The organism is Sphingopyxis macrogoltabida (assembly GCF_001307295.1).
Taxonomy (GTDB): domain Bacteria; phylum Pseudomonadota; class Alphaproteobacteria; order Sphingomonadales; family Sphingomonadaceae; genus Sphingopyxis; species Sphingopyxis macrogoltabida_B.
Genome location: NZ_CP012700.1, coordinates 3,775,151 through 3,798,229, shown reverse-complemented (window position 1 = coordinate 3,798,229; position 23,079 = coordinate 3,775,151). Strand labels below are relative to the sequence as shown.

Annotated in this window: 22 protein-coding genes; 8 read left to right on the top strand and 14 right to left on the bottom strand. The window is 65.5% G+C overall.

All coding sequences use genetic code 11. The annotated features are described in order from the left end of the window. Positions 1-20 precede the first annotated feature (20 nt). Entirely contained in the window at positions 21-689 is a 669-nt protein-coding gene (locus AN936_RS17715; RefSeq protein ID WP_054589253.1) for a hypothetical protein, read from the top strand. 56 nt (positions 690-745) lie between these two features. On the opposite strand, the gene AN936_RS17710 is transcribed toward AN936_RS17715, so the two are convergent. The 10 genes from AN936_RS17710 to purE all read right to left on the bottom strand — a co-directional run bounded on the left by AN936_RS17710 (position 746) and on the right by purE (position 10,467). Continuing rightward, the gene (locus AN936_RS17710) at positions 746-1,165 is read right to left on the bottom strand and encodes a DUF3035 domain-containing protein (RefSeq protein ID WP_054589252.1); all 420 of its coding nucleotides are present in this window, start codon (positions 1,163-1,165) and stop codon (positions 746-748) included. 25 nt (positions 1,166-1,190) lie between these two features. Further along, a complete protein-coding gene (lspA, locus tag AN936_RS17705; RefSeq protein ID WP_054589251.1) occupies positions 1,191-1,736 on the bottom strand; it encodes a signal peptidase II in 546 nt (181 codons plus the stop codon). Next, positions 1,733-4,627, bottom strand: coding sequence for an isoleucine--tRNA ligase (gene ileS / locus AN936_RS17700; RefSeq protein ID WP_054589250.1), 2,895 nt, complete (start codon positions 4,625-4,627; stop codon positions 1,733-1,735). Before ileS ends, lspA begins: the two co-directional genes overlap by 4 nt. Before the next feature lie 148 nt (positions 4,628-4,775). Beyond that, on the bottom strand, positions 4,776-5,066 hold the full coding sequence (locus tag AN936_RS17695; RefSeq protein WP_054589249.1) for a GIY-YIG nuclease family protein: 291 nt from the start codon (positions 5,064-5,066) through the stop codon (positions 4,776-4,778). A 71-nt stretch (positions 5,067-5,137) separates the two neighbouring features. Continuing rightward, complete coding sequence (locus tag AN936_RS17690) at positions 5,138-6,184, bottom strand: glycerophosphodiester phosphodiesterase family protein (RefSeq protein ID WP_054589248.1); 1,047 nt, start codon at positions 6,182-6,184, stop codon at positions 5,138-5,140. A 73-nt stretch (positions 6,185-6,257) separates the two neighbouring features. Next, positions 6,258-7,187 (bottom strand): bifunctional riboflavin kinase/FAD synthetase, encoded by a 930-nt coding sequence (locus AN936_RS17685; protein WP_054589247.1) that lies wholly within the window; start codon positions 7,185-7,187, stop codon positions 6,258-6,260. Then, entirely contained in the window at positions 7,184-8,401 is a 1,218-nt protein-coding gene (locus tag AN936_RS17680) for a dipeptidase (RefSeq protein ID WP_054589246.1), read from the bottom strand. Before AN936_RS17680 ends, AN936_RS17685 begins: the two co-directional genes overlap by 4 nt. Continuing rightward, on the bottom strand, positions 8,401-8,895 hold the full coding sequence (locus AN936_RS17675; protein WP_054589245.1) for a dihydrofolate reductase: 495 nt from the start codon (positions 8,893-8,895) through the stop codon (positions 8,401-8,403). Before AN936_RS17675 ends, AN936_RS17680 begins: the two co-directional genes overlap by 1 nt. Continuing rightward, on the bottom strand, positions 8,892-9,965 hold the full coding sequence (locus AN936_RS17670; RefSeq protein ID WP_257719810.1) for a 5-(carboxyamino)imidazole ribonucleotide synthase: 1,074 nt from the start codon (positions 9,963-9,965) through the stop codon (positions 8,892-8,894). The genes AN936_RS17675 and AN936_RS17670 overlap by 4 nt, the downstream gene beginning before the upstream one ends. 4 nt (positions 9,966-9,969) lie before the next feature. After that, positions 9,970-10,467 carry a 5-(carboxyamino)imidazole ribonucleotide mutase gene (gene purE / locus AN936_RS17665; protein ID WP_054589244.1) on the bottom strand — a complete coding sequence of 166 codons (498 nt, stop codon included), beginning with the start codon at positions 10,465-10,467 and terminating at the stop codon, positions 9,970-9,972. Positions 10,468-10,645: 178 nt separating this feature from the next. On the opposite strand from purE, the gene AN936_RS17660 reads away from it, so the two are divergent. From AN936_RS17660 to AN936_RS17645, 4 genes are all read left to right on the top strand, one after another. Continuing rightward, positions 10,646-11,290, top strand: coding sequence for a GGDEF domain-containing protein (locus tag AN936_RS17660; RefSeq protein ID WP_054589243.1), 645 nt, complete (start codon positions 10,646-10,648; stop codon positions 11,288-11,290). A gap of 79 nt (positions 11,291-11,369) precedes the next feature. After that, a complete protein-coding gene (locus AN936_RS17655; RefSeq protein WP_054589242.1) occupies positions 11,370-11,699 on the top strand; it encodes a hypothetical protein in 330 nt (109 codons plus the stop codon). Between the two features lie 30 nt (positions 11,700-11,729). Next, positions 11,730-12,302 carry a hypothetical protein gene (locus AN936_RS17650; protein WP_054589241.1) on the top strand — a complete coding sequence of 191 codons (573 nt, stop codon included), beginning with the start codon at positions 11,730-11,732 and terminating at the stop codon, positions 12,300-12,302. Between the two features lie 98 nt (positions 12,303-12,400). Beyond that, complete coding sequence (locus tag AN936_RS17645) at positions 12,401-12,886, top strand: Dps family protein (RefSeq protein ID WP_054590401.1); 486 nt, start codon at positions 12,401-12,403, stop codon at positions 12,884-12,886. A 172-nt stretch (positions 12,887-13,058) separates the two neighbouring features. Here the strand turns inward: AN936_RS17645 and AN936_RS17640 are convergent, their stop codons facing one another. The 4 genes from AN936_RS17640 to AN936_RS17625 form a co-directional block, all read right to left on the bottom strand. Next, on the bottom strand, positions 13,059-14,432 hold the full coding sequence (locus AN936_RS17640; RefSeq protein ID WP_054590400.1) for a glutamate--cysteine ligase: 1,374 nt from the start codon (positions 14,430-14,432) through the stop codon (positions 13,059-13,061). Positions 14,433-14,493: 61 nt separating this feature from the next. After that, a complete protein-coding gene (locus AN936_RS17635; RefSeq protein ID WP_054589240.1) occupies positions 14,494-16,860 on the bottom strand; it encodes a beta strand repeat-containing protein in 2,367 nt (788 codons plus the stop codon). Continuing rightward, positions 16,860-18,773, bottom strand: coding sequence for a proprotein convertase P-domain-containing protein (locus AN936_RS17630; protein ID WP_234715619.1), 1,914 nt, complete (start codon positions 18,771-18,773; stop codon positions 16,860-16,862). The genes AN936_RS17635 and AN936_RS17630 overlap by 1 nt, the downstream gene beginning before the upstream one ends. A 155-nt stretch (positions 18,774-18,928) precedes the next feature. Then, positions 18,929-19,675, bottom strand: coding sequence for a 16S rRNA (uracil(1498)-N(3))-methyltransferase (locus AN936_RS17625; protein WP_054589238.1), 747 nt, complete (start codon positions 19,673-19,675; stop codon positions 18,929-18,931). A 204-nt stretch (positions 19,676-19,879) separates the two neighbouring features. Between AN936_RS17625 and AN936_RS17620 the strand changes: the two genes are divergently transcribed. From AN936_RS17620 to AN936_RS17610, 3 genes are read left to right on the top strand one after another with little or no spacing between them, the layout of a single operon-like run. Continuing rightward, positions 19,880-21,802, top strand: a complete 1,923-nt coding sequence (locus AN936_RS17620) for a TadE/TadG family type IV pilus assembly protein (protein WP_054589237.1) — start codon at positions 19,880-19,882, stop codon at positions 21,800-21,802. Beyond that, entirely contained in the window at positions 21,799-22,398 is a 600-nt protein-coding gene (locus AN936_RS17615) for a TadE/TadG family type IV pilus assembly protein (protein WP_054589236.1), read from the top strand. The genes AN936_RS17620 and AN936_RS17615 overlap by 4 nt, the downstream gene beginning before the upstream one ends. Then, complete coding sequence (locus AN936_RS17610) at positions 22,389-23,051, top strand: TadE/TadG family type IV pilus assembly protein (RefSeq protein ID WP_084758488.1); 663 nt, start codon at positions 22,389-22,391, stop codon at positions 23,049-23,051. The genes AN936_RS17615 and AN936_RS17610 overlap by 10 nt, the downstream gene beginning before the upstream one ends. Positions 23,052-23,079: the final 28 nt, after the last annotated feature.

The window sequence follows — 23,079 nt, the reverse complement described above, 5'->3', positions numbered from 1 at the left end:
CGCGCGGAATCGGGGGCGGCATGAACTTCTTCAACCTCCTGAAGTCGCTCGACGAGCTGCTTTACGAGGTGATGTCGTGGCTGATCTTCTATCCGGTGACGCTGTGGCAGGGGCTGACCCGGCCACTCAAGATGATGGATTATTCGGACGCCGAGCAGGGCGATGCCGAGGAAAAGCAATATACCGATACGCTATCGCCGCCGCTGTTTCTGCTGCTGACGCTGGTGATCAGCCACGCGCTCGAACTGTCGACGGTCGGCGAGAGCGCGATCGTCGCCGACAAGACCGGGCTGGGCGGGCTGGTCAACGACGATACGACCTATATTCTGATGCGCGTCGCCTTCTTCAGCCTGTTTCCGCTCGTCATGGCGGCCCGGCTGGTGCGGGCGCGGCATGTGAAGCTCGACCGGGTGCCGCTGAAGGCGCCTTTCTACAGCCAATGCTATGTTGCCGCGCCCTTCGCGCTGATGGTCTCGGGCGCTTCTATCCTGTTGCAGCTCAAGCCGCTCGCGGCGGGGATCGCGGGGCTGGCGCTGCTCGCGCTCGCGCTCTTGTGGTTCGGCAGCCTGCAGATCTTGTGGTTCGCGCAGCATCTGCGGATCAGCCGCTGGCGCGCCGCGCTGCACGCCTCGCGCGCGATGGTCGAGGCGCTGGTCCTCTTTGTGCTTTTTTCGCTGATCGTCACCTGACCCAAAAGAAACCGGCCCGGAAAGCCGGGCCGGTTTCATGCGCGATGCGGGGCGGTTCAGTTCCCCGGGATCGCCGCCTGCGCCTCGCGGCCGTCGCCTTCGGGGGCCGCCAGGATGTCGCGGGTGACGAGACCCTTGTCGACGACCTGCGTGTCGGGGCTGCCGACCTGGCTGCGGATGCCCGGGTCGCCGCGCGTGCCGTCGGCGCTGCCGATGATCGCGGCTTCGGTTGCGCTGCGCGGGGCAGGGCCGCCGAACAGGGCGCGCAGCGTCTGCTCTGCGGTCGATTCGCCGCCGGGGCGCGCCGAGCCGGGCGCCGGCGGGGTGAGCGCGAAATCGGGCGGTACGACGAGCGGCGCTTGACGCGACACGGCGAATTCGTCGGGCCGGTCGCGGCTGAACAGGCTGTTCGACCCACAGGCCGACAGGGTCGATGCGGCAACGGCGGCGGCGAGGATGGCGGTGGTCCGGTTCACTTGAAAATCTCTCCTATGCGCCCCGTTAATCGGCGGCGGCGCCCTTGTTCGACGAAGGGTTCGATGAAGGGGCTGCCTCGGGGGCCTTTTCGCGCAAGAGCAGCGCGCGTGCAACCAGCAAAAGCACCCCCAGGGTGATGCAGGCATCGGCGACGTTGAAGATCATGAAGGGACGAAAGTCACCGAAATGCAGGTCGGCATAGTCGACGACATAGCCATAGCGGACGCGGTCGACGATATTGCCGAGCGCGCCGCCGAGGATCATCGCGAGCGCGATCACGTCGCCGCGCGCTTTTTCGCGCGTCATCCAGATGGCGACCGCACCGGCGACGATTCCCGTCACCGCAACGAGCGTCCAGCGCGTCGTGTCGGTGCAACTGGCGAACATCGACAGCGAAATGCCGCAATTTTCCGCCCAGGTCAGGTTGAAGAAAGGCAGGATCTCGATGACGCGCTTCGGTTCGAGCGACAGCGGCACGATCACGACCCATTTGCTGACCTGGTCGAGAAGAAAGGCGAAGGCCGCGATCAACAGGCCGAAGCGCAGATACGGCGAACGTTGGCTACTCATTCCGCTTCCAATACCGTGTCGCAGCGATTGCACAAGCTGCCGTCGGTCTCGACCTCGGGCAGATGGCGCCAGCAGCGGCCGCATTTGTGGTTTTCGGTGCGGGTCACCGCAAGTTCGTCGCCGGCGCGGGCCACCGACACGATGAACACCTCTTCGAGCGCGGCGGTGCCGAGCGTCGGCGCCGGAATTACAACCTCGGCCTCGAGGCTGGAACGGATCGTCTTTTCGCGGCGATAGGGTTCGATCGCTTCGGTCACCGCTTCGCGCTGCGCGCGGACCCCGGCCCATTTCCCGCCAAGCTCAGCATCGTTCCATGCGGCATCGACGGCGGGCCATTCGAGCAAGTGAACCGACGTCGCTTCGGGATATCGCGTCCCCCACACTTCCTCGCTGGTGAACACCAGCACCGGCGCGGCATAGCGGACGAGGGCGTGGAACAGCGTGTCGAGCACGGTGCGGTAAGCGGCGCGTTCGGCGGTCTGGTAGCCGGTCGCCGGGTTGACGTCGCAATAGAGCCGGTCCTTGCGGATGTCGAAATAGAAGGCCGACAGATCCTCGTTGCAGAAATCGGCAAGGCTGCGCGTGTAGCTGTTGAAGTCGAAATCGTCGACCGCGCGCGCCAGCTTCGCGTCGAGGTCGGCGAGCAGGCTCAGCATATAGCGTTCGAGTTCGGGCATCGCCGCAACCTCGACGCGCTCCTCTTCCGTGAACCCGTCGAGCGCGCCGAGCAGGTAGCGGAAGGTGTTGCGGAGCTTGCGATACTGGTCGGCGACCCCGGCGAGGATTTCCTTGCCGATACGGTGGTCCTCGGTGAAATCGACCGACAGCGCCCACAGGCGCAGGATATCGGCGCCATAGTCGCGCATCAAGTCGATGGGGCTGATCGTGTTGCCCAGCGACTTGGACATTTTCATGCCCTTGCTGTCCATCGTGAAGCCGTGCGTCAGCACTGCCTTGTACGGCGCGCGGCCGCGCGTGCCGCAGCTTTCGAGCAGCGACGACTGGAACCAGCCGCGATGCTGGTCGCTGCCTTCGAGATAGAGGTCGGCGCTGTGCGTCGAGCCGTCGCGGCGGATCAGCGCCGGCCATTTGCCGCTTTCGAGCACGAAGGCGTGGGTGCAGCCCGAATCGAACCACACGTCGAGGATGTCGGTGATCCGCTCGTAATCGGCGGCGTCATATTGATCGCCGAGATATTCCTGCGCGCGCGCGTCGCTCCACGCGTCGACGCCGCCCGCCTTGACCGCGGCAACGATGCGGTCATTGACCGCGGTGTCGATCAGATATTGCCCGCTCTTGCGATGGACGAACAGGGTGATCGGCACGCCCCAAGCACGCTGGCGGCTCAGCACCCAGTCGGGGCGCCCCTCGACCATCGACCCGATGCGGTTGCGGCCCTTGGCGGGGACGAAGCGCGTGTCCTCGATCGCCTGCATCGCAAGCTGGCGCAGCGTTTCGCCTGCGCCCTGTGCGGCGCGAATGTTCGCTTCGTCGGCGCAGCGCGGGGTGTCGCGGTCGATGACCTTGTCCATCGGCACGAACCATTGCGGGGTGCAGCGGTAGATGACCTTGGCCTTCGAGCGCCAGCTATGCGGATAGCTGTGCGTATAGTCGGCCGAAGCGGCGAGCAGCGCGCCGGCTTCGCGCAGGTCGGTGCAGATCGGGCCGTCGGGGGCGTTGAACTTCGGGTTGATGACGCTGCCCTGACCGCCGAGCCACGCCCAGTCCGCGCGATATTTGCCGTCGCCCTCGACCGCGAAGACGGGGTCGATGCCGTTCGCCTTGCACAGGTCGAAATCGTCCTCGCCATGATCGGGCGACATGTGGACAAGGCCCGTGCCGCTGTCGGTGGTGACGAAGTCGCCGGGCAGGAACGGGCGCGGGCGAGCGTAAAAGCCGCCGAGTGCGTGCATCGGGTGGCGGGCAATGGTGCCGGCAAGGTCGGAGCCCCTAAACATGGCTTTCAAAGCAGTCTTGTCAGGAAAAGCCCATTCGGGATTGTGGTCTAGACGCTTCTCAAATTCTTGTTGAAGCTGAGCTGCGATCACAACGCGCAGTTTTCGACCCGTCGCGTACCACTCATATTCGAGATGAACGTACTCCACCTCCGGCCCATAAGCCAAAGCCTGGTTCACCGGGATCGTCCACGGCGTCGTTGTCCAGATCACCGCATGCGCGCCGACCAGTTCCTTGATCGGGCTCTCCACGATCTCGAACGCCACGTCGATCTGGGTCGAGACGATATCTTCATATTCGATCTCGGCTTCGGCGAGCGCGGTCTTTTCGACCGGCGACCACATCACCGGCTTGGCGCCGCGATAGAGCTGGTTCGATTCGGCGAATTTCATCAGCTCGCGGACGATCACCGCCTCGGCCTCATAATCCATCGTGAGGTACGGATGGTCCCAGTCGCCGCCGATGCCGAGGCGCTTCAGTTGTTCCCTTTGGGTGTCGACCCAATGCTGCGCATAGGCGCGGCATTCGGCGCGGAATTCCTCGACCGGCACTTCGTCCTTGTTGAGCTTCTTCTTGCGATACTGTTCCTCGACCTTCCACTCGATCGGCAGGCCGTGGCAGTCCCAGCCGGGGACGTAAGGCGAATCCATGCCCTTCAGCGTCTGGGTGCGGACGACCATGTCCTTCAGGATATGGTTGAGCGCATGGCCGATATGCATGTCGCCGTTGGCGTAGGGCGGGCCGTCGTGGAGGATGAACTGCTCGCGATCCTTGCGGCTTTCGCGAATCTGCCCTTCCAGATTGCCCTCGAGCCATTTCGCCAGAATCAGCGGCTCCTTCTGCGGCAGGCCGGCTTTCATCGGAAAGTCGGTCTTGGGCAGGAAGACGGTGTCGCGGTAATCGCGGGTTTCGGGGGCAGGCGTGCTGTCGGTCATGGCCCGGGCGCTTAGCGTAACTGGCACGGAAGAGTCACCTTTAAGTTGACAACTCCGACTACCCGGTTGTTTCGGCGGCCCGCTTTCGTCGGGGATCACGGGAGGAGCGGGAGTTTGTGATCCCCGGCGAAAGCCGGGGCCCAGAAGGCTAACATAAAAGCTCGAAAGAGAGATCGCGCCATTCCGGGTTCGCCGCCTCGATCAACTCGATCTTCCATGCACGTTTCCATTCCTTCATCTGAACTTCCCGCAGGCGGGCGTCATGGAGGTTGTCAAAATGGCGGTACCAGACGAGCATCTTGAGGCCATATTTCTTTGCGAAACCATCGATCACGCCGCCGCGATGCTGCCCGATTCGTTGAGAAAGGTTGCTGGTCACCCCGATATAGAGTGTCCCGTTCCGCTTGTTGGTGAGGATATAAACCCAGCCTTGCTTCATGATGCGCCGTTATACTGGGCCCCGGCTTTCGCCGGGGATCACCTTGTCCGCTTTGGAGTCTTTTCGGTTACCTACTTCTGCCGCGGCCGCAGCGCCGGGCCGATTTCGCGGATGTCCTCGACCCAGATATAGCCGTTGAAGCTCGCGGGCACCTTCGCGAGTTGCTGCGGCGTCGTCAGCCCCTCGTTCGACTTGCCGCTGTCATAGGGGCCGAAGACGATGATTCTCGCGCCGACGCGGTCCATCCGCGCGATCAGCCGGTCGGGCCAGCCCCAGAAAGCCCATTGGTAATTGACCGGGATCGCGATCACGCCGTTCCGGCAGCTTTCGGGGACGATACCCGTCCAGCCCCACGTCACATAGTCCTTCGAGCACGCCATTGCCCCGGTCTTGAGGTCGAACGACCAGTTCGCGGGCAGCAGCTGACGCATCCGCTTCACCGGAGCTTCGGCGCCGTAAAAGGCGTCGCCGATCTTCGCGCTGTCGCGGCCCGATGCTTTCAGGATCGCAAACAATTGGTCGGCCTCGGCCCCATCCTTCGACTTGAAGTTGAAGAGGATCGGATGGACGGGGAGCGCCGCGAGGCCCTCCTCGACCGTCGGCATCAGCCCGACGCCCTTGCCGCGCAAGGGAAAGGTATGGCCGCCGTCGGCGGTATAGCCATAGCCGATGTCGAGCGCCTTGAGCTCAGCCAGCGTCAGGTCGCGCGTCTCGCCCTGGCCGTCGGTGCGGCAATCGACCGTCCAGTCGTGGAACAGCACCATGCGGCCGTCCTTGGTCGGCGCGACGTCGACCTCGACCATCGCCGCGCCCATGCCGACCGCGCGGCGCATCGATTCGGGCGTATTCTCGAACGTCGCGTCGCGCGGCGGCAGGATATGGCGCGCGGTGCAGGTGTCGCGGCCGGCCGCGGCGCGCTTGTCGTAGAGATGATAGACGCCGCGGTGCGCGATCAGCTTCGGCTTGCCGGCCGGATCGGGGGCGAGGAAGCTGGCATTCGACAGGGTGAGCCACGCGACGAGCGCCGCAAAAACCCAGAGAAAGATCTTCGTGCCGCGCTTCATCGGCTTTTTGGGCGGGCCTTCGAGCCCCGCCGCCCAGTCGTCGCTATCGGCCATCTTTCCCCCTCCGTGTCCCGGACCCGATCCGGGGGTCATGGATGCCGGATCAGGTCCGGCATGACGAGGAAAATTATAGGTCCGCCAACAATTTGCGCGCTTCGTCGCAATCCGCCGCGATCTGCACCATCAGTGCGTCCATCCCGTCGAATTTCGCTTCGGGGCGGATGAAGGCGTGGAAGGCGACGTCGATCTCCTGCCCGTAAAGATCTTCGGCGAAGTCGAAGAAATGCGGTTCGAGCAATTCCTTCGGCGGATCGAAGCTCGGGCGGATGCCGAGGTTCGCGGCGCCTTTCAAAATCCGCCCGTCGGGCAGGCGGCCGGTCACTGCATAGATGCCGTAACGCGGGCGCAGATAATTGCCCATGTCGATGTTCGCGGTCGGAAATCCGAGGAGGCGGCCGTTCTTGTCGCCGTGCTGGACGGTGCCGCGGACGGTGAACGGGCGGGTGAGCAGGCGCGCCGCGGCGGCGCAGTCGCCGGCCTGCAGCGCTTCGCGGATACGGCTTGACGAGATAACCTCGTCGTCGTCGTCGACCGGCGCGACCATTTCGGTGAAGAAGCCGAGGCGGCGGGCGTGATCGGCGAGCGTTACGACATTGCCGCCGCGCCCCTTGCCGAAGACGAAATCGGCGCCGGTGACGACTCCGGCAGCGCCGTAGCGGTCGAGGAGGAGCCCGGTGATGAAATCCTCGGCGCTCGTCGCCGCGAGCGTGGCGTCGAAGGGCAAGACGAGCATCGCATCGGCGCCCGCCGCGGCGAACAACTCCTGCCGCTGGTCGAGCGTGGTGAGGCGGAAGGGCGGCACGTCGGGCTTGAAGAAGCGCACCGGATGCGGGTCGAAGGTCGCGACGATCGCAGGGCGGCCCTCGTCCCGTGCGTGACGCACCGCGCGGCCGACGACCGCCTGATGTCCGGCGTGGAAGCCGTCGAAATTGCCGAGCGCGATCACCCCGCCGCGCAGCGGTTCGGCGATCCTTTCGTGGCCGTCGAGGCGGATCATCGCGCCGGAGTGGATGGAGTCGGTGCGGACGGGGGCGGTGCGGGGGACGCCATCGGGGCGATGCCCGCCTTCAGGACGCGGATCGCATTGCCGCCCATCGCGGCGCGAATTTCGTCTTCGGTAAAGCCCGCGTCGATCAGCGCCTGCGTCATCTGGACCAGCTTCGACGTGTCGAAGCGGACGGTGGTGGCGCCGTCATAATCGCTGCCGAGCGCGACATATTGGATGCCGACAAGGTCCTTCACATGCTTCATCGCCTTGGCGATGCTCGTGGGCGAGGTGTCGCACACCGCGGCGTCCCAGTAACCGATGCCGATCAGGCCGCCGGTCGCGGCGACCCCGCGGATCTGGTCGTCGTCGAGGTTGCGGTTGACCCGGCACGTCGCCTGCACGCCGCCATGGCTGGAAACGACGGGGCGGCGCGCCATCTTGAGGATGTCGGCGACGCACGCCTTGCTGCAATGTGCGATGTCGACGATCATCCCCTTGGCCTCCATCGCCTGCACGACCTGCCGGCCGAACGGCGTCAGTCCGCCCTTCTTGAGGCCGTGCATCGAGCCCGCGACCTCGTTGTCGAAGAAATGCGCCGGTCCCGCCATGCGGAAGCCCGCGGCATAGAGCCGGTCGAGATTGGCGAGCTTGCCTTCGAGCCCCTGCAGCCCCTCGATGCTGAGCATGGCGCCGACCGGCACCGCCTTGCCGCGGCGCCCAGCGAGCAGCGCGTCGACATCGGCGGGCGCGGCGACGGCGCGCAGCTGGCCACCCGACGCCGCGACCGCGCGGTGCAGCTTTTCGGCGTGCCACAGCGAGCGTTCGAGCAGCGAGCCCCACGTCCGCAGCGGCTGGAGCTGGGCGATCGCCAGTGTCGTGATATTGTCGGTGTCGCCGCTGTTGGCGTCGTAATTCTGCCCCTTCGGCGACTTGGTCGTGCTGGCAAGCACCTGCAGCGCGACATTGCCGTCCGCGAGCCGCGGCAGGTCCATATGGCCGCGGTCGGCGCGATCGAGGATGCTGCGTTTCCAGAGCAGCGTGTCGCTGTGCAGATCGACGATCGTCAGCGTCTTGTGCAGCGCCGCGGCGCGTGCGCTCACTTGCGGGAGCGGTTTGCCGTCGATCTTGTTCGTCCCGCGCTCGATCATCCCGGGCGCGAGGAGGAAGAAGCTGCCGGCGGCGACCAATGCGACGATCAATATGCCAAGCGGCCAGCGACGCATCATGCTTTCCTGACGAAGGTGACGAAGCTGTAGGCGGGACGCCCCGCATCGTCGGCGGCGTGGCTCTCGCGCGCGACTTCTTTCCAGTCGCCGGCGTCAGGATAGGGGATCGACGCGTCGCCCTGCGGTTCGAGCGCGACCTCGGTCAGTTCGATGCGGTCCGCGCCCGCCAGGAACAGGCCGTAAATCTCGGCGCCGCCGATCACCATCACCTGCGGCGCGTTGGCGAGGCGCAGCGCCTCCTCGACGCTGTGCGCGACCTCGGCATTCTCGTCCTGCCAGTCGGTATCGCGGGTCAGCACGATATGCCGCCGTCCTTCGAGCACCGCGGGCAGGCTGTCGAAGGTCTTGCGCCCCATGATCATCGGGCGCCCCATGGTGAGTTGCTTGAAGCGGCGGAGATCGGCGGGGATATGCCAGGGCATCTTGCCCTTGGCGCCGATGACGCCATTGGCAGCGCGCGCGAGGATCAGGGTGATTTCGGGGTGGTTCATGCTGGTTCGGCTCCCACCCATGTGACGTGGCCGAGCTTGCGGCCGGCGCGGACCTCGGCTTTGCCATAATGATGGACATGCGCGGCACCGTCGGCGAGCAGCTCCGGCACGCCATCGATATCGTGGCCGATCAGGTTGCGCATGATGACCGGCAGCGCGACGGTCGCGGTGTCGCCGAGTGACAGGCCCGCGACGGCGCGGATGTGATTTTCGAACTGGCTCGTCACCGCCCCTTCGATCGTCCAGTGGCCGCTATTGTGGACGCGCGGTGCCATCTCGTTGAAGATCGGGCCGTCGTCGGTGGCGAAAAATTCGCCGGTGAGGACACCGATATAGTCGAGATCGTCGGCGATTTTCGCCAGCAGCGCGCGCGCTTCGTCCTGCTGGTCAAGGATGATCTGCGGCGGCGGCAGGCTCGATGTCGCAAGGATGCCGCCCTCGTGGACGTTGACGCTGCTGTCCCAGAAGCGCGCCTCGCCGTCGATGCCGCGGACCATCAGCACCGAAAATTCGTGCGCGAAGGTCACGAAGCCTTCGAGCACCGCGGCGTGGCGGTCGATCGCATCCCACGCCGCGTCGGCGTCGCCGACGACCGCGAGGCGCGCCTGCCCCTTGCCGTCATAGCCCATGCGCACGGTCTTGAGGATCGCCGGAGCGCCGACCTGATCGAGTGCGGCGTCGAGCGCGGCGCGGTCGGGGACTGCGGCAAAGGGGGCAGGGCGGCCGCCGAGCCCGGCGACGAAATTCTTCTCGGCGAGCCGGTCCTGCGCGATTTCGAGGACGCCGGCCCCGGGGCGGACGGCGACATGGCCCGACAGGAAGCGCACCGTGTCGACGGGCACATTTTCGAATTCATAAGTGACCACGTCGCATGCGGCGGCAAAGGCGGCGAGGCGCGGTTCGTCGTCCCACGCCGCCTGCGTGTGCTGCGCGGCGACCTGCGCGGCGACGCTTTCGGCGTCGGGGGCATAGATGTGGATACGGTAGCCGAGCTGTGCCGCGGCGACGGCCAGCATGCGGCCGAGCTGGCCGCCGCCCAGGATGCCGATGGTCGAACCGGGTGGCAACAAAAGCTCAGCCCTCACGCACGGGGACAGGCGCCACGCTGTCGGTCTGCGCGGCGCGCCAGGCATCGAGCCGTTCGGCAAGCGCGGGGTCGCTATTTGCGAGCAGCGCGGCGGCGAACAGCCCGGCGTTGGTCGCGCCCGCCTTGCCGATCGCGAAGGTCGCGACGGGAATGCCGCCGGGCATCTGAACGATCGAATAGAGGCTGTCGATGCCGCTGAGGGCGGCCGACTGGACCGGCACGCCGAGCACCGGCACGCGTGTCATCGACGCGACCATGCCGGGCAGGTGCGCGGCGCCGCCGGCGCCCGCGATGACCGCCTTCAGTCCGCGATCGGCGGCACTTTTCGCATAGGCGATCAGGCGGTCGGGGGTGCGGTGCGCCGAGACGATCTGCACCTCGTGCGCGATGCCGAATTCCTCGAGGATCTGGACCGCGTGCGTCATCGTCGCCCAGTCCGACTGGCTGCCCATGATGACGCCCACCAGCGGCGCATTCTCGCCCATCGATCAACCCTCCTCGCGGCGCGATTCACCGCCGTCGCCCTTCCCCTAGCGACTGTACCCGATGGGGGCAACGCCGCGCGGCGGGCGCGTTTACCGATTGGTATCATGTCGGGGGTTACACCGCTTCGCACCGTCGGCATCCCGCCGCCGGAAACTGGGGTCGCACCGGGGACAGAGAATGGATAGCGTAGGGGGGGCACGGATAGCGGTCGACCAGTTCGGCGTCGCTCCGATTGTCTCCATCGAAGACGAACTGCGCGACGTGCGCCGCGAACGCGATGCGCTGCGCCGCGAGAATCGCGTCCTGAAGATCGCTGTCGCCGAACTCGAGCGCGTGTCCGAACGCGATACGCTGACCCCGCTGTACAATCGCCGCTATTTCCTGACCGCGATCCATCACCGTCTGGCGCGCTTCGAACGCCATGCCGAATGCGCGGCGGTGGTGTTCGTCGACGTCAACCAACTCAAATATATCAACGACAGCTTCGGTCACGCCGCCGGCGACTTCGCCCTGATGGAGGTCGCGGCGAGGCTCGCCGCCTCGATCCGCTCGACCGACGTCGCGGCGCGGATCGGCGGCGACGAATTCGGACTGATCCTCGATCAGTCGACCGAGGGCGGCGCGCGCGCGCAAATCGAACGGCTCGGCGAGGTGCTCAGCACCGGTCCGGCGCTCTACGATGGCAACGAAATCGCGCTGTCGGCGTGCTTCGGGGTCGCGATGCTGCAGGTCGGGATGGCCGAGGCCGACATATTGGCCGCCGCTGATCGCGACATGTATCGCTGCAAGCAACAACAGGACCGGCCCCGGTCGCATCGCTAGGGTTAGAGCCCAAGCCGGCCTAAACCGATCGTTAACCAAAAAGGCGCATCGTCTCTCCCGGACCACAGGGGGGAATGGCATGCAAACGCAGGGCGATCCTTTTCACGACATTCAGGGCCGGATCACCGGCCAGATCGGGGCTTTGGCCGAGGCGCTGCCGCACTGCGCGCTGGCGCAGATCGTTCAGGGTATCGACGATATCCGCTGTCTGGCGCGCGACAATGGCTTCGGGGCGGTCGAGACGCTCGCCAGCCGGCTCGAATCGGCGGTCGCCGCGGGTGGTTACCGCGCGGCGATCCTGACCTATCTCGACGCGATGAGCGACGCCGCGAGCGCGCCGCGGGGACCGCTCCCCGCCGCCGCCGAGGAAGCGTGGCTCGCCTCGGTGGCGATGCGGCTCGGCCATTGACCGCGGCGCGCTGACGTCGCAGGTCGGGTTATGGACGCGATCATGCTGGCCCTCGTCGCGGTGGCGCTTGCCAACGCCGATGGACGAACGGGCGCCCTTCTTTCGAACCTGCTGAGCGTGCGCAGCGACCGGCGCGTCGTTGTGATCATCGCCTTTTCGGCCTTCATCCTCAACGCGGTCGTCGCGGCGGTCCTCGGGTCGGTCGCGAACCGCATGATCGGGCAGGGCGTCGCGGCGCTGCTCGTCGCTTTTTCTATGCTTTCGGCGGTGGTCGCGCTGCTCTGGCGCGACCGCGCTGCCCCCGCCGACGCGGACCAGGCCCCGCCCGCGCTGCTCGCCGGACGGATGCTGGTCACCCAGTTCGGCGACCGCAGCCATTTCCTGATCGGCGCGCTCGCTGCGACGAGCGGCGCCGGGGTGTGGGCGGCGGCGGGCGGGCTGGTCGGCTGGACGATCGCGATGCTGCCCTGCCTCGCTTTCGGCCCGGCGCTGCGCGAAAAGCGGGCGGCACGGATCGTTCGCGGGGCGAGCGCGACGGTGCTGCTGATCTGGGCGATCCGCACCGCGCTCGGCGCGTTCGGGTTGATCGGCAGCGCTGCCTGAACTCATTTCAGATCATCGATTTTTTCGATGATAGCGACGAAGAGCCTTCATGGGCCTTTCCGTCAACGGCGCCCTATCTAGGGACGGTAACAGAAAGGATTTCTTCCATGTCCGCTACGACGATGTCCGACACGCAGAAAAATGAGCCTGCGGTTGCCGACGCGCTCAACGCGCTGCTCGCCGACAGCTTTGCGCTCTATCTCAAGACGAAGAATTATCACTGGCACGTCCACGGCCCGCATTTTCGCGAACTGCATCTGCTGTTCGATGAACAGGCGACGCAGATTCTCGCGACCACCGACCTGATCGCCGAGCGGGTGCGCAAGAATGGCGCGGTGACTTTGCGCTCGGTCGGCGACATCGGCCGTCGCCAGTCGATCCGCGACGACGATGCCGCTGGCGTCGCGCCCGACGCGATGGTCCGTGCGCTCGCGGAGGACAACCGGACGCTGCTCGCGCAGATCCGGGAAGCGAAAGCGGCCGCCGAGGAGGCGGGCGACATCGCGACGAGTGGGCTCGTCGACGGCTGGGCCGACGAAACGCAGCAGCGCATCTGGTTTCTGGAAGCGACGCTGGGATATTGAGGTGCGGCAGTTTGCCGCCGGTAGCGGACCTAAGTGACATGTACCCACGCGAAGGCCGGGGTCCAGAGCGTTGGAAAGCCAGCGCCGCATACTTGCGCCTTGGACCCCGGCCTTCGCCGGGGTACACAAAAAGGCGAACGGCCGCTCCCCACCCCGAAAGCTGACGCCAATCCTAGAAGCTGAGCTCGTCGTAAATCTTCGAAAGGTCGTGGTTCCACGCGCCGTCATAGCGGTCGAGTAGGTCGTGCGCCGGCGATTTGCCGCTCTTGGCGATGCGACGCAGCGGTTCGAGGAAGCCGACCTCGTTGTCGCCCATCGAATTGACCTCGCCGCGCGCGGCCAGCCCTGCCGCGGCGATGTCGAGAACGCGGTGGGCGAGCTCGCCGAGCGTGCCGCCGCCCGGGGCAGCGGCGTCGAGGCCCTCGGCCGGAACCGCGTCGCGGAGCGTCTGCTGTTCCTCGATGCTCCAGCCCTTGACGAGGTCCCACGCGGCATCGAGCGCGCTTTGGTCGTAGAGCAGCCCGACCCAGAGCGCGGGAAGGGCGCAGATACGGTTCCACGGGCCGCCGTCGGCGCCGCGCATTTCGAGGAAGCTTTTGAGCCGCACCTCCGGAAAGGCGGTCGACAGATGGTCGTTCCAGTCGGAAAGGCGCGGCTTTTCGCCGGGGAGCGCCGGCAGTTCGCCCTTCAGGAAGTCGCGGAAGCTTTGCCCCGCGGCGTCGATATATTTCCCATCGCGGAAGACGAAATACATCGGCACGTCGAGCATATAGTCGACATAGCGTTCGTAGCCGAAGCCGTCTTCGAACACGAAGGGCAGCATGCCGGTGCGCGCCGGATCGGTATCCGTCCAGATATGGCTGCGATACGACATATAGCCGTTGGGCTTACCCTCGGTGAAGGGCGAGCTGGCGAAGAGCGCGGTCGCGAGCGGCTGGAGCGCGAGCGACACGCGGAACTTCTGCACCATGTCGGCCTCTGACGAATAGTCGAGGTTGGTCTGGATCGTGCAGGTGCGCAGCATCATGTCGAGCCCCATCGTGCCGACGCGCGGCATATGCTCGAGCATGATCTTGTAGCGGCCCTTGGGCATGATCGGCAGCTCGGCACGCGTCTTGTCGGGCCACATGCCGAGGCCGAGGAAGCCGAGCCCGAGCTCGGCGCCGACTTCCTTGACCTGCTTCAGGTGGCGGCCGGTCTCGGCGCAGGTCTGGTGGAGATTTTCGACCGGCGCGCCCGAAAGTTCGAGTTGCCCCGCAGGTTCGAGGCTGACGGTGCCGTCGCTGCCGGCTAGCGCGATGACATTATCGCCCTCGATCACCGGTTCCCAGCCGAAGCGGGTCAGCGCCATCAGCAAGTCGCGGATGCCGCCGGGCTCGTCATAGGACGGGGCGCGATGGTCGGCGGTGCGATAGACGAATTTCTCGTGCTCGGTGCCGATGCGCCAGCGTTCGCGGGGCTTTTCGCCCTTGATCATGGGAACTGCGAGATCGCTCGCATGTTCGACGACGGGATCGTTGCTGTCCGAGGCGGTGCGCGTGCTCATTTCGCGCATTTAGACGGTTCGGTACAAAATACAATCGGCTGTTGTAGCGCCTTTTGCCCGCCTATTCGACCATCGCGCGCAGGTTGATCGTGAAGCTCGATCCCGGTGCCATGCTGCCCTTCGGATTGACGCGGACATGGGTGACATTGGTGTCGACACCATTGGCGTCGGCGACCGGGGTATAGGTCCAGGTCGAGCCGCCGTCGCTCGAGAAGCTGAGGTCGTCGCTGCCGCTCGCGAGGCTGGTGAAGCTGTAGGTCAGGCCGCTGCTCCCGGCGGTAAAGCCGATCGGCCCGGGCCCGGGCGCATAGGTGCCGACGAACAGCGCAAGGTTGGCGGGGATCGCGTCGGTAACGACGACGCTATTGCTCGTCGGTGCGGTGCCCGACGGCGCGGTGACGGTGATGCTATAATCGGCGAATCCGCCGGGGATCAGCTTCGGGTTCGTCGTCCCGTTCACCGGGTCGCTATAGGCGACCGAAGTCTTGGCGATCGCGAGCGGCAGGACATAGGCGTTGGTGTAGGTGCACACCGTCGCCGTCGTGCTCGGCTGGATCGTCAGCGTCCGTCCCGTCGCGCCGCTGGCGAGCGGGCTGCCGCCGGTGCATTCGACCGTGGCGTTATAGAGCGCAGCGACCGCGCCGCCGCCCCAGCTTTCGGCGGGAAGGTTCACGACGTCGCCCGCCCGCATCGTGACCTGCGTTCCGTTTGTCGCGGTCGGCGCGGTCGAACTGAAGCTGGCATTGGCGGTGCCGCCGCTCGTCGTCGCGGCGGCGGTGTGGCCGACCGTGGCGCCCGACCATGTTTTGGCGAGGCGGAACTGCTGCGCGATGCGGCTGTTGGTGAAGGTACAGACGATCGCGGTGTCGGCGGGATTGACCGTCAACATATTGCCCGCCAGCGCGGTCGTATTGCCGGTGCAGGCGAGCGCCTGCGCATAATTAGCGCCATTGCCGACCGTCCAGCTTTCGGTCAGCGCGCCGCTTTCGGCGGCATAGACGGTGACCGCGGCATTGGTGTCGGTTTCGTTGGCGCTGTTCGCGACCGAGGACAGCGTCGCATCGTTGACGAAGCCGTCGCTCGCCACGGTGACCGCGTTGGTCGTCTGGGCATTGACCCAGGTCTTGCGGACGACGAGCGTCGCCGACTTGCGGCTGTTGGTAAAGGTACAAGTCAGCGAAGTGCCCGACGGCATCGTCACGGTGCGGCTGAGCCCGCTGCCGCCGGTCGCGACCACCGCATTGTCGCTGTTGCGGCGGCATTCGATGCTGCTGGTGTAATTCGCCGCCGATCCCGTCGTAAAGCTTTCGGTCAGGGTCAGCGTCGTTCCGGCGACCGCGACGGTGCTGGCGTTGGTGGCGCTGCCGCCGACGGTCGACGATCCGGCAACGGGGACGAGGCCCCCCGAAATCGACAGCCCGACCGCGTCGCCCGCGATCCCGTTCGTCCAGCTCTTCGCGAGCACGACCGGCGAATCATTATCGGTGATCGTGTAGGTGCTGGCGGTCCGCGGGGTGCCGCCGCAGCTCGATGTGCTCGACACGGTGTAGCCGGTGCCCGTGTTCAGCGCGATCTGGATCGTCTCGCTACCCTCGGTCACCGTATCGTCGATGATCTGGATGCCGAGCGGGACGGTGACATTCTGATAGGTGCCGGCCGGAATGGTGACGGTGAAGGTCGCGCCGCCGCCGGGCGTCGTATAGTCGGTGCCGCGCGTCGCGGTGCCGCCGGTAATGCTGACGTTGACCGTGCGCGCAGAGAACAAGGTGCCGCTGACGACAAGGCCCGGCAGGTTCGCCGACGCGATCGATTCGACCCCCGAGGCGGTCGCGGTCGACAGCTCGATGAACGGATTGAGCGTGATGCGGATGTCGTCGAGGAAATTGCCGTAGCTGCCCGCGTCGGTGGTGATGAACTGGACGCGCTGGACGCCCGACGCGCCGCTATAGGTCGCGGTGCCGGTGTTGACGTTCCAGACCTGGTTCGCCGTGGTCGATGCCTGCGTCGCCAGATTCTGGATCAGCGTGCCGCTGCCGTTCGCGATCTGGAAGCGCGCGGTCTGCGTCGCCGGGCCGCCCGAGCGGGCGCGGTGGGCAAAGGTCCAGCCGATCGTCTCGCCGTTCACCATGCAGATATTCTGGTAGAGCGCGCCGGGCACGTTAGCGTTCATTTCGGCGAAGACCGAACCGTCATAGGCAGGAACGCTCTGAAAGCCGGTATCCCACAGCTCGATCTCGCCCGACGCCGAATCCCAGCCGGTCACCGATCCATTGGTGTAGATTTCGTAATTCGCCGCGCCCGCGCCCTGCGGGTTGTTCGATTCGAACGAGGGATTGACGATGACGCGCTGCGCCATCGCCGGCGCGCCGGCCCCGGCGGCGATGAGGAGGAGTGCGCCCAGGCGCGCCAAGCGGGCCAGCGAAGCCATTAGTTGACCGTCACGTTGAACGCGACCGCCATCGCGGCGGCCGGGGCGAGAGTCGCGGTAGTCGCCGATACGGTCGCGCCCGCGAACGACGCGCCGAACGGGTCGCTTTCGTCGGCGCCGCTGGCATTGTCGTCCTCGACCGTCGTCGCCCCGGCACAGCTTGTTCCGCTGCGCATCGAGCCCGCAACGAAGGTCATCGTCGGCGGCAGCGGATCGGCGATATTGATCGTGGTCGCGGTGCTGCTGCCGTTGTTCGTCACGAGCAGGCAATAGCGCATCGTTGCGCCGGGGATCGCCTTGGGGTCGGTGGTGCCGTTGACCGGATCGCTGACGACGCCGCTCGTCTTGGCGATCGCGAGATTGCCGACCGGGCGGCAAAAGACGATGTCGTGGATCGCCATCCCCTGCTGCCCGGGATTTGCGGGCGCGATCGAATGGCTGCCATATTCGATGACGATGGTATCGACCGGGGCGGTGAAGGTTACGGTTACCGTACCGTTGGCGCTGGTGTCGGCCGACAGGACGTCGCCATAGGCGCTGTTGCCGATGACATAATTGCTCGCCCCGTTGGTCAGTACGGGCATGACGGGCGATCCGTTGAAGCTGCCCGTGACGGTCACGCGGTCGGCAAACTGGCTCGACGAATAATCGATGTCGAACAACCGGAACTGGGCGCCGGGAACCGCGGTCGGCAAGGTGATCGTCGAGGTGGCGGTGCCCGCCTGGCTGGTGAAATCGACAAGTTCAAAGATCGAATATTGCGCCGGCGACAGTCCGCCGGTGACGACATTCTGCCGCGTCGGCGACTGTCCGCCATAGGTCGCGTTGCTGAGGAAGCTGCCGCCGCTGATCGTGATGCCGAAGTTGGTCGTGCCGATGCCGGCAAGCGCATAGCTGCCGCTGGTCGCTCCGGCCGACCAGCTGATATTGTCCCAGTCGTGGGTCGTCGTCAGCGCGGGGCAGACGAGCGTCGGCGCGACGCCTGCGGTGCGCGTACCCGACACGGTGAAGCTTGCCGAATCGCCATCGTCCTCGCCGGCGGCGCCGTTGCCGGGGGTCGAGTCCGTGTCATAGGCCGAAGAGGCGCTGATCTCGGCGCTGTTGGTGACGGTGGCGCCCGACGTTGCGGTCACCGTGCCGCTGATCGTCAGCGTTCGTGTCGTGCCCGGCGGGATACTCCCGACGGTCCAGACGCCCGTACCGCTGCTGTAGCTTCCGACGCCCGAGGCGCCGGTGAAGGCGAACCCCGGCGGCAGGCTGTCCTGTACCGTGACGCCGGTGGCGGTGAGCGGCGAGGCGCTCGCATTGGTGACGCTCAACGTATAGCTGATGCTCGCGCCGAACGCCGGCGACGCGCTGCTCACCGTCTTGGTCAGCGAAAGGTCGGCATAGGGCGTGAGCGGTACGGTGGTGAGATAGAGATGTGCACGGGCAAAGCTGCCGCTGTCGCCGTTCAGCGAATCGCAGATCGTCAATTGCCAGCTTCCCGCCGACGCTTCGCCGTTGAAGCTGGCGAGCGAGCCTTCGGGCCTGAAATTGCGCTGATAGGGCGGGGCCGCTGTCGTGTTGTCGTTCGAACTGTGTGTCGAGATGCTCGCGGCCGCGCCGTCGTCGAACAGGACGTTCAGATTGTCCGCCGACGTGCCGACGTTGGTGATCAGGCTGACCACCGTGCCGCCGGGCGACACCAGCGTCGCGCGAAGGTCGCCGCGATAGGTGTGGCTGAGCTGGACGCCGATATCGACGTCGGTGATCTGGGCGTTCGACGCGACGGTGAAATTGCGCACCAGCGGGGCGGTGCACGGGGTCGCGGTCTCGCTGATCGTTCCGGTGGTCGTGTTGCTGTACGTCGTGGTGGCCTGCGCCCCGACGGGCGCAGCGACGAGACCCGCCGCCAGACAGGCGAGCGCCATCAACGCTCGCAATAGCTGCACATACTGGTCCCCACACCAGCAGTTTCGGCTCTGGTCCCGCCGCTGCATGGCGGCGCTATGGGGCAGTTGTGGCTAACAGCGGGTTAAGATTGTGAAGTTTGGGCCTTCATTGTGTCGGATGGGCACAAATATGGTTAGCCGCCGCTCCAGTCGCCATGCTTCGCCATCCACAGGCCGGTCGCCGCGATCGCGGCGGTTTCGGCGCGCAGGATGCGCGGGCCCAGCGCGACGCGGCGGACTGCGGAACAGTCCAGCAGCAGGTCGCGTTCGCGGGTCGTAAAGCCGCCTTCGGGCCCGGTCAGAATTGCCGCCGGGGCCGGGGCATCGACGCTATTGAAAGCTGCGCCGCCGGCTTCGTCCGCGAACAGGAGCGCACGTTCGGCCGGCCAGTCCCGCAAAAGCTGCGGCAGCTTTACGGGGTCGGCGAGTGCGGGAAGGGCGGTGCGGCCGCATTGCTCGCATGCCTCGACGATCTGCGCTGCGATCCGTTCCGCCTTCACCCGCTCGACGATCGTCCGTTCGGTGATCACCGGCTGCAGGCGCGCGACGCCGAGTTCGGTCGCCTTTTCGATAATCCAGTCGAGCCGCGCCTTCTTGACCGGCGCAAAGCAGAGCCAGAGGTCGGGCACGCGTTCGAGCGGACGCGTCTGGCGCTCGATCCGCACGGTCAGCGACCGCTTGCCGGCGTCGGCGACGACCGCCAGCCATTCGCCGCTGCGGTTGTCGAACAGCAAGACCGGATCACCTGCCTTCAGCCGCATGACGCCGAGCAGATAATGCGCCGAACTGCCGTCGATCACCGGCGCGGCATCGGGTCCGAGCGGGGTGTCGATGAACAGGCGGGGGGTGCTGGCGGGCGGCCAGGCGGGTGTCGCGGGCATGGCGCACGCAATAGCAGAAGGCGATTCCTTGTGCATCTTTTGCGGCAGGACGGCGAATCTGTCCTGAAACGGAGCAAATCAGCCGTTTGGCCGCCAAACGCCGCGGGGTCGATTAGCCATTTGGTAAGCAGTTTCCCGCTAGTGCGACGATACCAGTCGCGCATCCGGGTGGGCTGTGAGCCTGGTCCAAGAGGGGTTTTGACCATGGGTGGGACCATTTTCAGCCGCTTGCGGCAAACAGGAAAAGCACTTGCGCGCGACCAGCGCGGCAATGCCCTGATTCTGACTGCCGCGGCGATCGTGCCGGTCATCGGCATCGTCGGATCGGGTGTCGATATCGGCCGCGCCTATATGACGCAGCTCCGCCTCCAGCAGGCGTGCGACGCCGGCGTGCTGGCGGGGCGCCGCGCGATGGCGGCGGGCACCTATTCCGATACGGCGAAAGCCGAAGCGAACAAGATGTTCAACTTCAACATGCCGTCCGGAATTTACGGCAGCAACACCGCGACTTTCTCGTCGAGCGCGCCGAACACGGCGGACGTCACCGGCACCGCGAGTGTGAAGCTGCCGACCGCGATCATGTATATTTTCGGCACCGACAAGTTCGACCTGTCGGTCAATTGCACCGCGAAGCTCGAAATCTCGAACGTCGACGTGATGCTCGTGCTCGACGTGACGGGATCGATGGCGCGCGCCAACGGGTCGGATACGGTAACGAAGATTCAGGGCCTGCGCACCGCGGCGATCGACTTTTTCGACACGCTGACCAAGGCCGATATCGGCGACGGCCAGCTGCGTTTCGGGGTCGTTCCCTATAGCTCGACGGTCAATGTCGGGCAGATCCTGCGCGCCAAGAATCCCGACTGGCTGGCGAACGAAACGACGCTGCCGTCGCGGACGCCCAATTTCAAGATCACCTACGGCAACGCGTCGACCGAGATCAGCAACACCTACAACGACGGCACCACCACTGCGGGAAGCTGGTCGAGCGGATCGAACGTCGACAAGAGCTTCTGCAACAACAATGCGAACCCGCCGCCCGACACGACGCCGACGGCCAGCGGGACGCCGACGCGCAACCAGACCGCGCAGTTCATCGATGGTGAGGGCGACCGCATCACGACGTACGACCGCAACCAGAAATACGTCTATTACAGCTATCGCTACACGACCTCGAGCAACAAGTGCAAGTTGCAGGAACGGACGATGACCTTCACGCGGACCTTCAAGGAAACCGTGACCGAAGAGCCGATCAAGACGTTCCAGAACTATACCTACCAGAATCGCTCGTTCGACGTCACCGCGGTGAAACAGGGCAATTCGCTCGTCACCAACACTGGCACGAACGGCGCGGACGTTACCGTTGCCTGGAACGGCTGCATCATCGAACGCGCTACCGACCCCTTCGGCCCGACCGCGACCGCGCCCGACGACGCGCTCGACATGAACATCACGCTGGTCCCCGACCCGAGCGATGCCGACACCCAGTGGCAGATGTTCCTGTCCGAGGTCGCCTATGGCCGGTCGTCGAGCAGCAACACGACGAGCACGACCAACAGCTCGAGCTTTGCGACGCGTTCGCTGACCAGCGACTATGGCGCCTGTCCGGTCGCGGCGATGAAGCTGACCAAGATGACGAAGGCGGACAAGTCGACCTTCGAAGCCTATATCAACGCTCTGCAGCCCAAGGGGTATACCTACCACGACGCCGGCATGGCGTGGGGCGCGCGGCTGATTTCGCCGGTCGGCCTGTTCGCCAGCGAAAATGCGACCGCGTCAAACAACCGGCCGATCAGCCGCCATATCGTCTTCATGACCGACGGTGACATGACCGCGCCGCGCGACAATCTGTCGCACCAGGGCAATGAGATCACGATGCAGCGCATCGGCGCGACCAGCGACAATGATGCCGTCGCGCGGCACAACAACCGCTTCGTCCAGCTCTGCCGGCGGACGCGCGAACTCGGCGTCACCATCTGGGTTGTGTCGTTCGGCGTCGGGACCAATACCCAGCTCGACAGCTGTTCGACTTCGGGCAAAGCTTATGAATCGGACGATTCGGCAGAGCTGAACGCGAATTTCCAGTCGATCGCACGGCAGATTTCGAAGCTGAGGCTATCGCAATGACGCGCCGCCACGCCCTGATCCGCCGCCTGCGCCGCAACAAGCGCGGCGTGGCGATGGTCGAATTCGCGCTCACCGCGCCGGTCTTCCTGCTCCTGCTTATGGGCATCTTCGACTATTGCTGGCAAATGTATGCACAGCAGGTGCTGCAGGGCGCCGTCAGCAAGGCGGGCCGCGATTCGACGCTCGAGCAATTTGCGACCAACCAGAAAGCGCTCGACGACCGGGTCAAGGCGCAGGTGCTGAACGTGTTCAACCACGCCGATGTGACCTTCACCCGCAAGGCCTATGATACCTTCGACCAAGTGGGTACCGAGGAGCGCTATACCGACGACAAGCCGAAAAACGGCCGGTACGACCCCGGTGAATGTTTCGACGACTTCAACAAGAACGGCCGGTGGGATCGCGACCGCGGCCGCGACAGCAACGGCACTGCGGGCGACGTCGTCCTTTACACCGCGTCGATGAAGTTCAAACGCGTCCTGCCGGTGTGGTACATGCTGGGCCAGCCGCAGGAGACGACATTGTCGTCGTCGACGGTGCTGCGCAACCAGCCTTTCGCGAACGGCACCGATGCGCCGCCGGACGAATGCAAATGATCGCCCGTCCCGACCTTCTCCGCCGTGCGCGGATCGCAACCCGGCGCCTGGCGCGCAATGTGCGCGGCGCGATCATGATCGAAATGGCCTTTGCCATCCCGATCCTCGTCCTCATCGGCTTCGGCGGGCTCGAGGTCGCCAACCTGACGCTCGTCAATACGCGGATCAGCCAGATCGGCCTCAGCGTTGCCGACAACGCTTCGCGCATCGCGGCGGGGAGCAACCTCGCGCTGCCGCAGGTGCGCGAGGCCGATATCAACGAGGTGTTCGCGGGCATCGAGAAACAGGGTGTCGGGCTGGATTTCCAGAATAACGGCCGCATCATCCTGTCGAGTCTCCAGCGCAACAACGACGGCGGCCAGACGATCAAATGGCAGCGCTGCTACGGCAAGCTTGCCGTTGCGTCGGCCTACGGTACGGAAGGAACGGGGGCGACGGGCAAGAGTTTCGCCGGCATGGGAGACAAGGGCAAGGAAGTGACCGCAGCCGGCGGTACGGCGGTGATGTTCGTCGAGATCAGCTATAAATATCAGCCCCTCGTCTACGGCAAATGGTTGGGACCGAAGACGATCAAGTCGATGGCCGCCTTCAATGTCCGCGAAACGCGCGACCTGACTCAGGTCTATAGCCCCGGTACCAAATCGAGCTGCTGACGCGCCGCGCGGCGCGCGGACAAAATCG

Bases quoted from the DNA above. Each gene is read 5' to 3' on its own strand.
- AN936_RS17715 (WP_054589253.1), top strand. From the start codon at position 21: ATGAACTTCTTCAACCTCCTGAAGTCGCTCGACGAGCTGCTTTACGAG.
- lspA (WP_054589251.1), bottom strand. From the start codon at position 1,736: ATGAGTAGCCAACGTTCGCCGTATCTGCGCTTCGGCCTGTTGATCGCG.
- ileS (WP_054589250.1), bottom strand. From the start codon at position 4,627: ATGACCGACAGCACGCCTGCCCCCGAAACCCGCGATTACCGCGACACC.
- AN936_RS17695 (WP_054589249.1), bottom strand. From the start codon at position 5,066: ATGAAGCAAGGCTGGGTTTATATCCTCACCAACAAGCGGAACGGGACA.
- AN936_RS17690 (WP_054589248.1), bottom strand. From the start codon at position 6,184: ATGGCCGATAGCGACGACTGGGCGGCGGGGCTCGAAGGCCCGCCCAAA.
- AN936_RS17685 (WP_054589247.1), bottom strand. From the start codon at position 7,187: ATGATCCGCCTCGACGGCCACGAAAGGATCGCCGAACCGCTGCGCGGC.
- AN936_RS17680 (WP_054589246.1), bottom strand. From the start codon at position 8,401: ATGCGTCGCTGGCCGCTTGGCATATTGATCGTCGCATTGGTCGCCGCC.
- AN936_RS17675 (WP_054589245.1), bottom strand. From the start codon at position 8,895: ATGAACCACCCCGAAATCACCCTGATCCTCGCGCGCGCTGCCAATGGC.
- purE (WP_054589244.1), bottom strand. From the start codon at position 10,467: ATGGGCGAGAATGCGCCGCTGGTGGGCGTCATCATGGGCAGCCAGTCG.
- AN936_RS17660 (WP_054589243.1), top strand. From the start codon at position 10,646: ATGGATAGCGTAGGGGGGGCACGGATAGCGGTCGACCAGTTCGGCGTC.
- AN936_RS17655 (WP_054589242.1), top strand. From the start codon at position 11,370: ATGCAAACGCAGGGCGATCCTTTTCACGACATTCAGGGCCGGATCACC.
- AN936_RS17650 (WP_054589241.1), top strand. From the start codon at position 11,730: ATGGACGCGATCATGCTGGCCCTCGTCGCGGTGGCGCTTGCCAACGCC.
- AN936_RS17640 (WP_054590400.1), bottom strand. From the start codon at position 14,432: ATGAGCACGCGCACCGCCTCGGACAGCAACGATCCCGTCGTCGAACAT.
- AN936_RS17635 (WP_054589240.1), bottom strand. From the start codon at position 16,860: ATGGCTTCGCTGGCCCGCTTGGCGCGCCTGGGCGCACTCCTCCTCATC.
- AN936_RS17630 (WP_234715619.1), bottom strand. From the start codon at position 18,773: ATGGCGCTCGCCTGTCTGGCGGCGGGTCTCGTCGCTGCGCCCGTCGGG.
- AN936_RS17625 (WP_054589238.1), bottom strand. From the start codon at position 19,675: ATGCCCGCGACACCCGCCTGGCCGCCCGCCAGCACCCCCCGCCTGTTC.
- AN936_RS17620 (WP_054589237.1), top strand. From the start codon at position 19,880: ATGGGTGGGACCATTTTCAGCCGCTTGCGGCAAACAGGAAAAGCACTT.
- AN936_RS17615 (WP_054589236.1), top strand. From the start codon at position 21,799: ATGACGCGCCGCCACGCCCTGATCCGCCGCCTGCGCCGCAACAAGCGC.
- AN936_RS17610 (WP_084758488.1), top strand. From the start codon at position 22,389: ATGCAAATGATCGCCCGTCCCGACCTTCTCCGCCGTGCGCGGATCGCA.